Here is a 15736-nt window from a genome sequence, read left to right on the forward strand (position 1 = left end):
CTGAAAATAGTGCGCGGACGTTAAATCAACGTTCGTGGAAAGCTGTGTCCGATGCCAGGAACAGGGGTTTTAGCAGAAACTGCATAACCGTCTTTTGCCCTGTGGCAATGTCCGTCTCTCCCGTCATGCCGGTAATCACGACGTGCTCGGGACTCTTCACATAGGGCTGAGCCAGGGTTATCTGCACCTTGTAATAGGGCATGCCGTTCTCCTTGAGTTTGCTGGAGGCTGGTGCCACCCGGCTGACAGTGCCTTCGATGGAGCCGAAACGCGCAGAGTCGAAGCTGTCGATCTTGACCATTGCCCGCTGACCGGGTTTGACGAAGCCAATGTCCTTGGGCATTACCATGGCTTCCATGACCACCGGTCGATTGCTCGGTACGATCTGGGCGATCATGCCGCCGGGCGGGATGACAGCACCAACCTGGGTTTGCGGCAGTTCGGTGACGACCCCGGCAATCGGCGCCTTGAACAGCATGAAGCCCTGACGCTCCTCGAGCGATTTCTTGAGACTAACGGTCTCCCGATATTCCTCGGTAGCTTTGCTCAGCTCAGCGCTGATCTGCTGCTTGAACTCGGCATCCTGCTTGGCCAATTCGGCTTTGGCACTCTCGATGGCGCTGCTGGTGCTCAGCTTGCGCGAAGCTATCTCTGCCTGGCGCTGACGAGCGGAACTGAGCTGCACGCGCGCGTCGCTCAGCGTGATCTTGCTCACCAGGCCGCGCTTTGCACCTTCCTCAATCCGGCTGAGCCGATCCTGAACCTGGGCAACCTCCTGATTGGCCTGCTGCTCTTCGCGCACCGCCCCGTGCCACAGGGCTTCCTGCCGCAGTACTTCACTCTGCCTGGCAGCCAGCGCCGATTTGGCCATGGACATCTGCGCCTGGTAGTTGACCTTGGCCTGTGCCGTCAGCAGCGGATAATCCTTGGCGTAAGCCGAGAAGTCCGGCTGGCGATTCTCCAGAATGGCTCCCAGACGTTCGCGGTCGAGTGCCAGGGCATTGAGCTTGATCTCCACCTGGCCGCGATCCTTGGCCAGGTTGGTGGCGGCGAATTCAACCAGTGGTTGACCTTCGCTAACGGTGTCGCCCTCGTTGACGAGCAGCTTGACGATGCGACCGCCTTCTTCGCTTTGCAGGGTCTGTACATGTTCGCTGGGTTGGATTTCCCCGCGCGCCTTGGCCAGTTCGTCCACCGGGGTGATGCTGGCCCAGACGATGAAGACGATCACCAGGGCAATGATGCCCAGCAGGGTGCGGCGCATCGTCCGGGTCTGGTTGCCCTGGTCGAGAAGGGTCTCGATGCGCTTGGCGCTGCGCTCGTCCTGGGTAACGATGGCGGCGATGCTGAGGTTCTTCTGGGTATTCATGGCAGTAGGCCTAAATCAGAGGGACGCCGGGGTGGGGTTCACCGGGCCGAAGTGGACAAGAGCGCCATCGTTGAGTACGACAAGCTGATCGCTGCGCTGAATCAGATCGGTACGGTGAGTGGCAATGATCACCGTGGTCTGGCCTTTGAGGCTGTTCAGCAGGCTGACCAGATAGGGATCGAGTACCGGGTCTTTGTCGCCCAGCGGGTCGTCCAGCAGCAGCAGGGGCGGATTGCCCATCAGCGCCGCCGCCAATCGCACGATATAGCGCATGCGGATGGCGTGAGCGTCTTCGCGCCAGGGACTGAGCGTTTGCCCAAGCGCCTCGGCAGCACTACCAGCGGCAAAGTGAACCCACCACTGCGGGCCTGCGGCCAGGGTCAGAGCTTCTGCGACTTCTTTATCGCTGGCCAGCGGGCAGCGCAGTCGCACTGCCTCGCCCAGCTTGACCGAAAGACCGCCTGCAAGCTGTGGCATGTAGCCAATCCAGGCCCGGTAGTCATCCGGGTCGAACTGGCGGATGTCGTGCCCACCGACCAGCACCCGACCATTTTGTGCCGCGCGAATACCGGCGAGCGCTTCCAGCAGGGTCGATTTACCGGCTCCGTTCGGGCCGACTACGGCGAGTAACTGGCCTGGCTCGATGGCGAAGCTGATGCCATTGAGGGAGGGCTCACGGTCACTGCTGTGGCGGTAATACAGGCGGTCGGCTTCAATGTTCGCCGTCAGGCTGGTGATCGGCGACACCAGTTGCGGATTGCAAACTTCCCCCTGGCTGGCCAGCAACTGATCGAGCTGGCGATTGGCATCGAGCAACTGCCTGATGCGCACATGGCTGGTGAACATTTGCTGGGCCGGTGTGGTAATGCGCCAGATCAGCATCATGGTGGCGATCAGGCCGCCCTGGCTCATATGCTGTGACAGCACCAGGGCGACACCGCAGCCCATGGTCGCCAGTACGGTGAGCATGGCGAGTGTCTGGCCGATCACCTGGGACAGGGCATTGGCCAGCGCATGCTCACGGTTGGCCTGTGTGCTCTGCATCAGCAGCTCTCTCAGCTTGCGCTCCCAGAGTGATGAGCCGCGCACGCCGCGCAGCGCCCGCATGCGCGCGGTCAGTACGACGATCATGTTGTTCAGGTTGCGTGAGCTGCGTCCGGCTTCGTTGCTGCGTGTCTGGATCAGTCGCGCCAGCGGCACTGCGCACAGCGCGAACAGCAACAGGCCGATCAGGGGGACGAAGACGATCCAGCCGCCCAGAAGCGCAATCGTCAGCAGGAAGATCAGCACGAAGGGGAAGTCGACATTGATTGCCCCACCGGCACCACCAAACCACTGGCGGACGTTTTCGATCGAACGCAGGCGACTCAGATTGTTGTCGACGCCCAGACGGGTCGACACCTCAATCGGCAGGCCAAGTGTCTTGCGCAACGCCCTGTAGCTGATGCGAGAACCTGCCCAGGCGGTCATCCGCGACAGGGCTTTGAGCCGGGCCAGACGCAGAGCCCAGGCACCAATAATGGCGATGATCACGCCACTGGTCATGCCCCACAGGGTGGTGGTGGCGTTGCTGGGGATGATGCTGTTGTAGACCAGCATGGTGAACAGCGAGATGAGCAGGGCCAGCAGGTTGGCGAACAGGCTGACCAGCGCCACGCCCGCAATTTCCCTGCGCGCTTTGAACATCAGGTTGTTCAGTAGGCCTGTTCTGGGCGTATCCAGCGGCTGGTAGTTCGGGTCTGCTTCTATCAGTAACAGGGAGCCGCCGCCGATCTCAGCCCCTGAGTGCAGGCAGTTGCCGTCATGCCACCAGTACTGTCCGTCCATCTGCCCCATGAAAACCCTGGCAGAATCGTTATCCAGCACAACACTGGCGATGGGCAGACTGTTCAGATCGGGTCTGTTTTTTACGGGCTGTTGCCGCAAGCGATAACCCTGTCCGGCCAGTAGCCTGGCCAGGTCGTCGATATCCAGGGGCTGTTCGGCGTCGGGTAGGTCGGCCAGCAAGGTACGTGGCGCACCGAGCCAGTCGAGGCTCACCAGTAGCGGTGCCAGGCATCGTGCCAGTGGCGAAGCCTGCAGGCGCCTGCTGCCCAAGGCTGCATTGATCAGGCCCATGCGGGCCTCTTCACGGGCATAAAGCGGAATTTTTTCGAAGGTATCCGTCATACCGAGACCTCCCGGGCATCGGCTGGGCGGATGTCGACCTGAATACTGCGACTGCAGGCAGCAATCAGGGGCTCCTTGTAGGTGGCTATCAGCACGGTGACCTTGCCTTGCAGAGAGGTAAGCAGGGCTGCCAGGCGTTTCTGACCGTCAAGGTCAATGCCGCTGGCGGCGTGATCAAGCAGGAGGATGCGCGGCGAGCGCAGCAACGCACGGATAATGGCTATGCGCTGGTAGACGCCTTCGTCCAGATGCTCTGCGGTACCCGCCCCCACTTCCGTGAGCATGCCGCTGCGCAGGCGTGAGACATAATGATCGAGCCCGAGTTGTTCGCACAGAGCATCCACGTCAGCGTTGTAGCGGGGGTCGTAGAGGGTCAGGTTGTTCAGGATCGAGCCGGGAATCAGGGCCAGATGGCGCGTCACCAGCGTGACACCGGCACGGTAGTCTCCCGCCTCGTAATCGCTTATGGGCAGACCGTCGACCTTGACCCGAATCTCTTCGGATTGACTCAGGCCGGCGATGGCTGACAGTAGTCGCGAGGTTATGGCCGGATCTTGGGTATTGAGGTGAACGATTTCACCGGGGTTAACCAGCAGAGGCTCGGTCAGCAGGCCAGGGGCATTCACTTGCAACTTGCCCTGCGTCACCTTGTTCCGCGTGGCGGCGGGAGGGGTTGTTTTTCGTCCGGTCGGCAGATTGAGCAGATCGTCGACCTTGCGCTGTGCTTCCTTGATCCGTTGTAACTGCGCCCAATAGCCCAGGCTGGCCATGGCCGGTCCGATGGACCGGCCGGCAAGCATGGTGCAGGCTGCCAGGGCGCCTGTGGTGAGTTCGCCATGCATGACGCCAATGGCGCCGAACGCGACGATCAAAACGGTGGCCAGTTGACCAAAGGTGGTGGCGTTTTCGCGGACCCAGCCCAAGCGGGTTTCCAGCTCGGCGCTGGTCGCCATGTAACGGGCGTTGCGACGCTGCCACAGGCTGGCCAGCAGACTTTCCGCGCCATTGCCCTTGAGGTAGGCCAATGCGGAAAACAATGACCAGGCCTGCTCGTTGCGCTGCTCCTCTTGTTCATTGACCTGTTTGGAGAGCCGTGCGATGGCTGGGTTCAGCGCCAGTGCGAGGAGAAGTGCAAGGCAGAACAGCATCAGCGGTATCAACGCCAGCCAGCCACCCACATAGCCGATCAGGGCAATATAGAGCAGGACGAAGGGCAGTTCGTACAGCGCAGCACCAGCCTGGCCCGACCAGAAATCACGCACCTGAGCGATGGCCCTGAAGGCATCAACGATGCTTGCTGTGCCCCGGGTTTCCACAACCTCCACATCCGCTGCGTAAAGCTGCAGCAGGGCCTGCTGCGTCGCCTGCGCCTCATAAGCGGCTCCCAGACTGGCGAAAAGCACTTGCCGGCCATAGCGCAGTGTGGCCTCCAGCATGATCGCAATGCCCACGCCCACTACCAGAAACAACGCGGTACCGAACGATTGCGATGGCAGAATGCGATCGTAGATCTGTAGCAGAGCAAGAGGGAGCGCCAACGCCAGTAGGTGCATGGCGGTGGAGCTGGCCAACAGCAACGGGCGTTGCTGACGGTGGCTCAAAGAGGGCGCTTGGGGCATGAAGTCCATTCCTGCAGCGAGGCGATCAGAATAATAAAAGAAGAGTTTTGCACGGGCTTCTGACTCATTCCACTTATGCGTGCAAGTGATTGGCCAGAGGAGCGCCTAGCCAGCACGCAGGAGAGCCTATTGGCGCTGGCATCAATCCTGATCTGAATCGCCCCGGAATTTGTGGAGACCCTGCGCCACCACCGAATTCCTTCCATCATTCGCCATACTGAGCACGCCAAGATCTGTTGTTCCTAAACAAGCACGATCAAGTTGCGACCTCACGCCTGCTGTACTTACTAATCCTGCTCAGTGCAAGTGACCAATTCCATCCTTCGCCCGTAGAACTCGACCCAGTCCACATCACCAAACTCCTTCTGCAGCAACCGTTTCAGATAGGCGTGCCACCCTTGGAGAGCCTCCGCCTTTTCCTCAAAGTAGGCGTAACGGTCATAGATCGCATCTACCGACAAGTCCTTGTGGTTAAGGATGCGACTGCGCACTTCTTTGCCCAAGCCATGCTTGGACATGTGCGTGGTCGCCGTGCGACGTAAGTCATGCACAGTAGGACGCGGATAACCATCAGCAACGCGCAGCAGGCTCTCCTCTTCGACGCGATCCGAATCCTTCACGTATTCATCGTAGAAGCGGCGCATCGCGCGATTGAGCGAAGGCTGCGTCTGCGGCTTAGCAGGCTACCGCCCAGGAAACACATACTGCCCAGGACTGGACAACGTTTTGCTGTCAGCCGAACGCGCAGGGGCCGCCGCCATCACTTTCTGAATTTGCCGTTCACGCAGGTAATTCAGAATGCTCAGCACGTCCTCGGACAGCGGGATGGCAATCGGATTGTCGTTCTTCTCGAACTTGCCACTGCGATCCCAGATCTGGTCTTCGAGATCAAAGTCGACCCAGCGCATTTCCACGATGCGCCCCGAGCGCTGGGCCAGCATCAAACTCAGCAACAGGGCAAACCGGGTATTGGTTGTCAGCGAGGCACCGGCCAACTGGTGCAGGAACCACACCAGCTCGTGCCGATTGAGACTGCGTTCGCGCGGCGTTTCCTTGGCCACCCTCTTGATCTGCACCAAAGGCGTGGCATCGATAATCTCGCGCTCGACGCAGAAGTTGGACTCTAAAGCTGGGCGCTACTCAAATCGGGGGAGATGTCCGTCACGACCTTGCCGGACTTTTTCAGCCTGTAGGTAGCTGATAGATGAGTGCCACCACAAAGACCTCGCAACCGTGGGCTAGGTCAAACAGATGCTGGCCTTTTTTTGGGGGGGGATTGACGTGGCGGGCTATGGCAGATCGTTTGGCGCAGCAGTTAGCCATCGAGGGAGCTAGGTAGGAAAATCAAGACTTTGGGCAATAAAAATAACGAACGCGTGCGGACTTCGGGAGTCCACAATTTTATACATTAACTCGCGCTTTCCACGTGGCAGCAGCTTCGCACATCGTTTAGCAGTGGCTCTAATGGCCTCGTCTGTGCCATGGATCCGGCAGGCCAACAGCAGAGCTATAACAGCATCTGTCAGGTTCATGCAGCCTATAGTAGCGAATGCTGCCTCCATACGCATCGCAGAGCGATCATCAGCCGTTACTTCTTGGACTTGCTTATCACTCTGTCACACGCTGCTATCGCCTAATATCTGTATCTTTTGCACGTTTTCACGCAGCGACCGGACGGATTACGGTACCGCCCGCTAACCATACACGCACATTATCCAGCTATGCATGACTACTTTGGTGGTTCTGCTCGAAAAAGCAACCACAGCATCTGTATGGGCTAGCCTGAAAGGGAAGTATGGCCTTCTAACATCAGCCCTTCGAAGCGGATTACGCTCGAAATGCTGCCGTGCGACATCGCAGACTGTAGTTGTCTAGCTTGAGACGTCACCATGGCAAAAATCGATTTGCGCCGATTGATCCTCCTGCTGGCCCTGTCGACGGGGGTAGTGACCTTCGTTAATGGGCTTTATGCCAGCTACCTGACACAGCGTGACTTGCTTATGAGCCAAGCGCTGGTCGCCAATCGAGTGTATGCCGCCAAGCAAGCGCTCAATACTGACAATTTCATTCACTCAGCGCAGACACATCTAGCTTTCAGTGCCCAGAAACTCTCTCATCGGACGCTCCAGTCCGAGCGCTTGCGGGAGGAGGTGGATAGGCTGCGACTGCAATCGAATGACTTTAACTCTGTATTCATCGTAAGCAGTGACGGGCGAGTTCTCGCCACATCGCCCGAAGGACTTGGCCTGGTCGGAGTAAAGCTCGAAACCGAAGGTGCCCGAGCTATTCTCAGCAAGAGAGCGCCGGTCATTACAGACCCATACCTTGGTAGTACCAAGCACCTGCTGATTGTGATGTCGCAGCCGATTTTCAGGCCGGACGGTGAGTATCAGGGCTACGTCGGTGCCGCGATCTACCTTCAGGAGCGGAATATCCTAAAAGCGCTTCTGGACGAGGACTATAGGAATGACGGCTCTTACGCTTACGTCGTGGACAAGCGCGGGCAGTTGATTTACCACCCCGAAGCCTCACGTATTGGCGAGACAGTGATTGCCAATCTAGCTGTGCAAGAGTTGATCAATGGCAGAGAGGGAGCCCAGAGGCTGGTCAACCTTAAAGGTGTGGACATGCTGACGGGCTACGCCATCATGAAGTCCACAGGTTGGGGCATTGTGGCGCAAACACCAACAGCCTCGACTCTTGCAGTGCTGGACCAGTTGATGCTTGATACCTTGTTGCAAACGATACCTCTCTCAGTGCTTACGCTACTTGGCATCTGGTGGCTATCGCATTGGATTTCACATCCTCTCAAAAGGCTTGCTCAGAACGTACAAGCATGGGAAGAGCCCGAGGCAGTAGAACGATTACGTGCTATCAAGACCTGGTATTTCGAGGCTGACCATCTCAAATCCGCCATTATTCAGGGGCTAAGTCTGCTTCAGCAGCGCATGGGGAAATTGAACCGTGACAGTCTTACAGATCCACTCACTGGACTGAACAATCGTCGCGGCCTCCGTTTAGCCTTGGATACATTGCTTAGTGCCGGTAAAGGGTTTTCGGTTATCACTTTGGACATTGATCACTTCAAGGAAGTGAATGACCTGTATGGACATGACGTAGGCGACAGTGTTCTGAAGTTTTTGGCTGAGCAGATGCAAGCATGCTTCCGATCAGATGATGTCCTGTGCCGTAGTGGAGGTGAAGAGTTCGTCGTACTACTTCCCGATCTAGCACTAACTGCTGCCCACAAGATTGCAGAGCGCCTTCGGCTCAATATGGCGTCTCAACCCAGTCCGTCTGGTCAAATAGTTACTATTTCGATCGGTGTAGCCTACATGCCGGCAGGCGACTTATCGGTAGAGCCAGTACTCAAGCAGTCCGACGCAGCCCTCTACCAAGCAAAATGCAGTGGAAGAAACTGCGTCATTTCTGCTGCCAACATGTCTACTTAATGGGCCACGTGGCTAGATAAGTGCCACTCCGAATCCGCATTCGCATCGTTAATCGCCAATGATGTAAGGCAGGTACTGGCAATGCTAACGATCCATATTTTCCAAGCGTTTACGTTCTCGTTTGTCCTGGTACATCGCTTGGTCTGCGTGCTCCATAAGAGCCTCAAGGCTTTGCCCGTCTTTGAGTGCGATGGCTGCTCCAATACTGGCACCCAACCGCAGCCAATTTGACTCAAACTCAAAGGGCGCGGATATAACCTCTCGAAGGCGCTCGATGCCTTCAGCCAAATACGACATGCCATTGGTTGGCTGCAAGATGACACCAAACTCATCGCCACCCAAGCGAGCAATGGTGTCTGACTTTCTGAGGGCCTGACTTGCGCGGCGCGCTACTTCGCAAATGGCAGCATCGCCTGCGCGATGGCCATAGTTGTCATTAATGGATTTGAGTCCATCCATGTCGATGATCAAAAGCCCGAACTCTGATCCATCGCGTGCCGCACGAGAGAGGTCACTTCTTATCCGATCAAAGAACAGAGCACGGTTAGCAATACCTGTCATTTCGTCATGGGTAGCTCGGTGATACAGATCCTGGGCTGCATATCTGGCTGCCATGAACATGTCAGCGCCAAGGACTTCTGCTAGTAGGCCCAAGACCGCTTCATCAGCATTATTAAAGGCCGAAACAGCTTTCGACATGACCTTCAAAACACCCACGGTAGTACCTTCGTGCTGCAGAGGTACTACCAGCATTGAGCGAATGTGCATTCGTCTGCAGGCTGCGCGGTCAACACGTTCGTCGGTTTCGGTATCAATGCACCGCAGGATCTCTCCACTCAGTACGCAGCGCCCAGATAGGCTGCTTGCAAGCTTCAATCGGAGCCCCAACTGGCCGGCAGCGATACCTGAGACGGCTCGATAGACCATCTCCTCATTCTCAGCCAGCTCAATAACTGCTCCCTCTGCGTTGATCAGCTCGAGCGCGCGCTCTACCACGACCGACATTACCTGGGCGAGATCGAGGCCTTGCCTGGCAATTTCCGTCTGGATGCGGATTATTGATATCAACTGCTCGCGGCTTGGGAGCGCCAAATCTGACTCACGAGGCATACAACACCATGCCTTACGGGCTATACGTTGGTGTCAGTATAGTGGCGGTATGCCTTCACGGGCCTTTGGGTGGCGAACTCTTGACGAGCGGTAGATTGGATGGCGGCTAGATGCCGGGCAAATGCACCAGGCGGAGTTCATACACTGTAATTGGCCGGGAGATGCCGTCCGCGTAAGCCCTCCGCCGGTCAGAAGCGCACGTTTGCATCTCGTTAACATAGACCTTAGAAGTCCTCACTGCGATATACCTCCTCGCCGCCAAGCAAAGTCCAAAGAACCTTGGTCTTTCCGATCTGGTTGACCGGCAGTTTGAAGATGTCACGGTCCAATACCACCAGATCGGCCTGCTTGCCCGGCTCCAGCGAGCCGGTGTCCTGCTCCTGGCGCAGGGTATAGGCCGCATCAAGGGTATAGGCCCTTACCGCCGCCTCCAGACTCGGCAGACTGCGAGGCCCCAGACTCAGCGCATTTTGCAGGATGCCCAAGGGCGACAAGGAGTTCACCTTCCACCAAACTACGCTCAACACCAGTAACCACGCTACTTTCAGCTAACTGTACTTTCCCTAAGCTACGCCCGATTTCACTGGGCTTGCAGCGTTTCTAGGCAACTGAAAATCCTACGTTCCATGCAGACAAAAAAATGCCGGTCATTGACCGGCATTTTTGCTATCTCGCTGCAGCTGCGCTGGCTATCCAGTCATCAACCTCATGCTGAAGCCAGCGACTTGCTCGACCTATCTTCACCTGCCTAGGGAAGTCACCTTCCCGGATACGGCAGTAGATGGTCTTGCGACTCAGGCCGACTTTCCTGCTAACGGCATTGAAATCCAATAGAACCATCTCAGACATAGGACACCTCCAAAATCGAGGTGCTAGCAGGTTGATGTAGACGCAGCTGTAGTGATGTTTTCCTCATGTGAACTACTCAGACGGATCGTGCCTTCGAGGCATTGGTTCTGCTTTTCCATTTCCGCAGTGCATCAAGCAGACAACGACACAGCGGCAAACCTTGGGGCTCCGCATAACCCCAATACCTGTATATTTTCACAGGCATTGAAGTCACGCAACAAAATACTTGACTTTACAGAAAATTATCCAATCTCGAACAAATCCAGCTGTTCAGCCTGATGTTCGTCCTCATCAGGACTATCGAGCAGACGACTCAGCGCAGCATCAAAAGCAGCCATCGTCGGGCGCACCTGTGGCAATTTCGCTTCGGGGTTATTGCGATAGTGCATCTCGACAACACCTGTTTGTCCGTGCGACTGCAACGCGTCGCTATCGAAATCTTTGATGCCGTGGCGCTGCATGAACTGTGTGCAGGTACGCCGGATATCACGCGGAGTAAATTTCGGCACGGGCTGGCCATCCAGCTTGGCATGTTCAGTCGCAAACCACTCGCTCACCGCATGAGACAAGCTGGACGGATGAATCGGCGTTTTCCCATTAATGCTCCATGGGTATTCAGATTCTTTCGGCTGTAAGACACGAACCTGCTCCAGCACCTGCAGTGCTCTCGCGCTTAAGGGAACAAAGTGAAGACGCTTTTTACCGCCTCGCCCTTTGCAATCGATGACTTTCACGTACTTGTCTTCAAGGTTGTAGCTGGACCAAGGCTCACGAATGAACTGGAGAGGTCGCTGGCCTGCAGTAGCAAAAGCAAAGTGAAAAGCACGAGCCATGATCGGCCCTACTACCGCTCCAACCTGCGTGATGGTCTGCCAAAAATGCTTCAGCTCCTTATCAGTCAGAGCGCGCTCGCCAGGCTTTGATGTGTTCGGGACAGTCACTGGATCAGCAGGATTCATCTGAAGTCCGTAGCTTTTATTACTGCTTCGGTCGATATGATGCTCAGCTTTCACGCCAAAATTGAAAGCAGCCACGAGAAACGAACGAACCTTACCCGTCTGACGCCCTGCACCTCGATCCCAGATTGGTTTCAGCAGCAGATTCACATGCTCAGGCCTGACATCTTTAGCTTTCATGGCCATGACATTGAGTTTCTGCACCTGGCCGTCGTCGGCCACAGAAACCACTTTTTCACCCTCCAAATCGTTACGCAGTACGCGCTCAAACTCAGCTAATTGCTGGTCTGAAACACCGTTGCGCCTGCGATCTTCGATGTAATCCCGAAAGAGCTCTGACAGAGTGCCTTTTGAGGCTTCGATTTCAGCGAGACGCTGCTGCTCATGAAGTTGGCGTTGGCGCTCGGCCTGCCGTGCCTCTTCCTCAGCATCACACTTGGCTTGATAGGCTTTGATGTCACCATGTTCTGCGGCAATCTTTGCGAAACGGACAGCTTGCTCGCGAATCTCAGTAAGAGAGAGACCAGGACTCTTCGGTGCTTTCTTGAAGACACCTACCTTAACCTTCTGCCCATCTTTACCTCGGCGGCGGTAGTAGGCCTCGATGACACCTGAGGCACGGCACTCAAACAAAATTGATCCGCTACCACGGCCTGGTAGCGAATCGGTGGCAGTCTGACGAGGCCTAAGCGCCTTCAGCTCCACATCTGTCACAAATTTCCTACTGCTTGCCTTACCCGATGCCCCTGCCATTTTTGCGTACCGTTTTGCGTACCGTTTCTAAGGGCATGATCGGCCACACCCGGAGCCAAGGGGAAACACCTAACCCCTTGATTTCAGGATAACGCGCTAAATTGGCTTTTTTCGGGAGACGGCGGGAAACGATCAGAAACGCGCTTTTTACTGCCTCATAATCCTTTGGTCCACGGTTCGAGTCCGTGTGGGCCCACCACCCTTCCCCTATCGGCAGCAGGTCGGTCAAGATGACTTGTACACTGCCGATATCCCCTCTAGAAGCCCGGTCTAGCGCGCCAGTCTATGCAGACGCCGTGAAAGGCTTACACTTGCCCATGGTTCGCATCCAATAACGGCAATTCAAGAACAGCGACCCTCAGCCGAGAGATACCCAGAAGTCCATGCGCTTACGCCTTGACCCCGCCCGCGACATCGATGCCGCCCTGCTGCGCTACCGCAAGCTGTTCTGGGTCATTGCCCTGTTCAGCGGCGTGATCAACCTGTTGGCCATCGTTCCCTCCATCTACATGATGCAGGTGTTCGACCGGGTGATGAGCAGTCGCAATGAAATGACGCTGCTGCTACTAAGCATCATGGCCCTGGGCCTGTTCCTGCTGAGCTCCCTGATCGAGTGGGTGCGCGGCCAGGTGATGATCAAGATGAGCGCTGGCATAGACCTTGATCTTGGCGAACGTATCTTTGGCGTCGCCTTTCAGAAAAGCCTGAAAGAGCACAATGCCAACCCGGCGCAGGTTCTCAGCGACCTGACAGCACTTCGTCAGTTTGTCACCGGCTCGGCGCTCATCGCCCTGCTCGATTTGCCCTGGATGCCAATCTTCCTGATTGTCACCGGCTTGCTTCACCCCTGGCTCGGTCTCTTTACCCTGCTCGGAGCCCTTATCCTTTTTGGTCTGGCGATCTGGAACGAGAACGCCACTCGGCAAGGCCTGGCTGAGGCCAATCAGATATCGGTAATGTCCGGTAAGTATGTCAACAGCACCCTGCAGAACGCCGAAGTCATCCAGGCGATGGGGATGCTGGGGAACCTGCAAAAGCGCTGGGCGACACTGCAACAGCGCCTGATCAAGGCTCAGTCGGAGGCCAGCGACAAAGGCGCCGCCATCTCCACACTGACGCGTCTGGTGCGCACCGCCTGGCAATCACTGGCGATGGCAGTGGCAATGCTGCTGATTCTTGAAGGCCAGATTACCGGTGGCGTCATGATGGCCGCCGGCTTTCTGATCGGCAAAGCCATGCTTCCGGCAGAGCAGGCCATCAGTTCCTGGAAACAGCTGGATGCGGCCAAAGCCAGCTACCAGAGACTCTGCCAGTTACTTGAAGAGTTCCCCAAACAGGCGGCGCGAATGCCACTGCCTGCGCCAACCGGTGCGTTGCGCATCGAGCGCCTGGTCGTGACACCGCCCGGCGCACAACGTCCGGCGGTCAACGGTATCGATCTGGCTCTGGACAAGGGTGAGGTACTGGCCATCATTGGCCCCAGCGCCTCAGGAAAATCAACCCTGGCGCGGGCCATTGCCGGCGTCTGGCTACCCAGTCACGGCTCGGTACGCCTGGATGGCGCAGAAATCAGCCAGTGGGATCGTGAGGCACTGGGGCCGCACCTAGGCTACCTTCCGCAAGATATCGAACTGTTCGCCGGTAGCGTGGCCGAAAATATTGCCCGCTTTGCCGATGTCGATTCCGTCAAGGTCATCGAGGCCGCCACACTGGCAGGCATCCATCAAATGATCCTGCGCTTCCCGCATGGCTACGACACGCCGCTCGGTCCTTCTGGCATGGGCCTTTCAGGCGGTCAGAAGCAACGCATCGGCTTGGCCAGGGCACTCTACGGGCAACCACCACTGATCCTCCTCGACGAGCCCAACTCGAACCTCGACGACGCCGGTGAGGCAGCGTTGGTCAGTGCCATCGGCACTTTGCGCCAGGCTGGCTCGACGGTGATCCTGGTCACGCATCGACCTAGTGTTCTGGCCGTGGTCGACAAGCTTCTGGTTCTGCAGGAGGGCACGCAGAAGTTGTTCGGGCCACGCGATGCGGTTCTCAAGGCACTACTGCCACCGAGCCAGCCCACCGTCACTGCGGCCCCGTCGGCCCAAACGAGTTAACCAGCCATGACCAACATGATGGCCACCCCTTCCGAGCCGCCTCTGCCACCCGCAGTTCGCGATGCTGCTGCCACCGCCAGACAGGGCTTGTGGATCATTGCCATCGGCTTGGGCGGTTTCCTGCTGTGGGCCAGCCTGGCCCCCCTGGCTCAAGGCGTAGCCGGCAATGGTACGGTGACCGTCGCCGGCGAACGCAAGACGGTGCAATCGCTGACCGGCGGTTCGATTCAACAAATCCTCGTACGTGAGGGCGAGTCGGTTCGCCGCGAGCAGTTGCTGGTCCAACTCAATACCGTGCAAGCCCAGGCACAGCTGGATGTTGCCATGAGCCAATGGCTGAGCAGCCGCAGCGTCGAGGCGCGCCTGAGTGCCGAGCGCTTGGGGCTGCAGAGCATCCATTGGCCGGAGGAGTTGCTCAAACGGCAGCAGGACCCACGCGCCAAGAGTGATATGGAGCTGCAGAACAACCTGTTTGAAACCCGCCGCGCGGAACTGGAAAGCCGCCTGCAGATTGCCCATAGCAGCACCGAATCGCTGAAGGAGCAACTGACCTCTTACCAACAGATCAAGGCTCATCTGGAAACCCAGCTGGATTACCAGCGCAAGGAGCTGGAAGGGCTACGCGCCCTCGCCGCCGAAGGTTACGTGCCGCGCAATCGCCTGTTTGAAGCCGAGCGCAACTCGGCACAACTCAGCGCCCAACTGACCGCCGGCATCGCCGATATCGGCAAGACGCGCCAGGCGATCAATGAAAGCAAGCTGCAGGAACTGCAATTGCGGCAGGCCTTCCGTGCCGAAGCCGAATCGCAGTTGACCAGCGTATCGGCCGAGGCGGACAGCCTGGCCGAGCGAATCAAGGCGCTGGAGTTCGAATTGAGCAATGCGGCCATTCGCGCCTCCGTGGATGGCCAAGTCATTGGCCTGACCGTCCACACCATCGGCGGAGTGATTTCCGCCGGGCACCGGTTGATGGACATCGTCCCTGGGGGTTCAACCTGGATCATCAAGGCCAAGTTCGAACCCATGGTTGCCGACCGGCTCAAGCCAGGGCTACCGGTCGACCTGCGTTTCTCGTCGCTGACCAGCGCCACCTTGCCCGTGGTGCGAGGCGAAGTGCTGACCGTTTCCGGCGACCAATTGCTCGATGAGCAGACCAAGATGCCGTACTTCTCCGTCGAGGTCAGCGTTGGCACCGAGGCGGTCAACGAGTTGCTGCATCATGGTCTGGATGTGAAACCGGGCATGCAGGCCGAAGTCATGGTGCAAACGGGCGAGCGCACCTTCATGAACTTCCTGCTAAAACCGCTGCTTTCCCGCCTGCGTGGAGCGATGACCGAGGAATGAGCATGGC

12 protein-coding genes are annotated in these 15736 nt (G+C 57.4%); 3 read left to right on the forward strand and 9 right to left on the reverse strand.

Features of this window, described 5'->3' with window-relative positions; genetic code table 11:
• Positions 1-25 precede the first annotated feature (25 nt).
• From HNP49_RS13895 to HNP49_RS13915, 5 genes are all read right to left on the reverse strand, one after another.
• Positions 26-1369: an HlyD family type I secretion periplasmic adaptor subunit gene (locus tag HNP49_RS13895; RefSeq protein WP_184684225.1), complete on the reverse strand. Its 1344-nt coding sequence runs from the start codon at positions 1367-1369 to the stop codon at positions 26-28.
• A gap of 15 nt (positions 1370-1384) precedes the next feature.
• Entirely contained in the window at positions 1385-3538 is a 2154-nt protein-coding gene (locus HNP49_RS13900; RefSeq protein WP_184684227.1) for an ATP-binding cassette domain-containing protein, read from the reverse strand.
• Entirely contained in the window at positions 3535-5115 is a 1581-nt protein-coding gene (locus HNP49_RS13905) for an ABC transporter transmembrane domain-containing protein (RefSeq protein WP_184684228.1), read from the reverse strand. The genes HNP49_RS13900 and HNP49_RS13905 overlap by 4 nt, the downstream gene beginning before the upstream one ends.
• A gap of 329 nt (positions 5116-5444) precedes the next feature.
• Positions 5445-5801: a hypothetical protein gene (locus HNP49_RS13910; RefSeq protein ID WP_184684229.1), complete on the reverse strand. Its 357-nt coding sequence runs from the start codon at positions 5799-5801 to the stop codon at positions 5445-5447.
• A gap of 39 nt (positions 5802-5840) precedes the next feature.
• Positions 5841-6233, reverse strand: coding sequence for a hypothetical protein (locus HNP49_RS13915; protein WP_184684230.1), 393 nt, complete (start codon positions 6231-6233; stop codon positions 5841-5843).
• Positions 6234-7046: 813 nt separating this feature from the next.
• Here HNP49_RS13915 and HNP49_RS13920 point away from each other — a divergent pair.
• On the forward strand, positions 7047-8609 hold the full coding sequence (locus HNP49_RS13920) for a sensor domain-containing diguanylate cyclase (protein ID WP_184684231.1): 1563 nt from the start codon (positions 7047-7049) through the stop codon (positions 8607-8609).
• 84 nt (positions 8610-8693) lie between these two features.
• Here HNP49_RS13920 and HNP49_RS13925 read toward each other — a convergent pair whose 3' ends face one another.
• The 4 genes from HNP49_RS13925 to HNP49_RS13940 all read right to left on the reverse strand — a co-directional run bounded on the left by HNP49_RS13925 (position 8694) and on the right by HNP49_RS13940 (position 12229).
• The gene (locus HNP49_RS13925) at positions 8694-9719 is read right to left on the reverse strand and encodes a sensor domain-containing diguanylate cyclase (RefSeq protein WP_184684232.1); all 1026 of its coding nucleotides are present in this window, start codon (positions 9717-9719) and stop codon (positions 8694-8696) included.
• 224 nt (positions 9720-9943) lie between these two features.
• Positions 9944-10213 (reverse strand): amidohydrolase family protein, encoded by a 270-nt coding sequence (locus HNP49_RS13930; RefSeq protein ID WP_184684233.1) that lies wholly within the window; start codon positions 10211-10213, stop codon positions 9944-9946.
• A 172-nt stretch (positions 10214-10385) separates the two neighbouring features.
• Positions 10386-10568 carry an AlpA family transcriptional regulator gene (locus HNP49_RS13935; protein WP_184684235.1) on the reverse strand — a complete coding sequence of 61 codons (183 nt, stop codon included), beginning with the start codon at positions 10566-10568 and terminating at the stop codon, positions 10386-10388.
• A gap of 242 nt (positions 10569-10810) precedes the next feature.
• Entirely contained in the window at positions 10811-12229 is a 1419-nt protein-coding gene (locus HNP49_RS13940) for an integrase (protein ID WP_184684237.1), read from the reverse strand.
• A gap of 431 nt (positions 12230-12660) precedes the next feature.
• On the opposite strand from HNP49_RS13940, the gene HNP49_RS13945 reads away from it, so the two are divergent.
• Positions 12661-14385: a type I secretion system permease/ATPase gene (locus HNP49_RS13945; protein WP_184684239.1), complete on the forward strand. Its 1725-nt coding sequence runs from the start codon at positions 12661-12663 to the stop codon at positions 14383-14385.
• A 6-nt stretch (positions 14386-14391) separates the two neighbouring features.
• Complete coding sequence (locus tag HNP49_RS13950; RefSeq protein ID WP_260407197.1) at positions 14392-15729, forward strand: HlyD family type I secretion periplasmic adaptor subunit; 1338 nt, start codon at positions 14392-14394, stop codon at positions 15727-15729.
• Positions 15730-15736: the final 7 nt, after the last annotated feature.

Origin of the sequence: Pseudomonas fluvialis (assembly GCF_014207935.1) — a bacterium.
Lineage (GTDB): Bacteria > Pseudomonadota > Gammaproteobacteria > Pseudomonadales > Pseudomonadaceae > Aquipseudomonas > Aquipseudomonas fluvialis_A.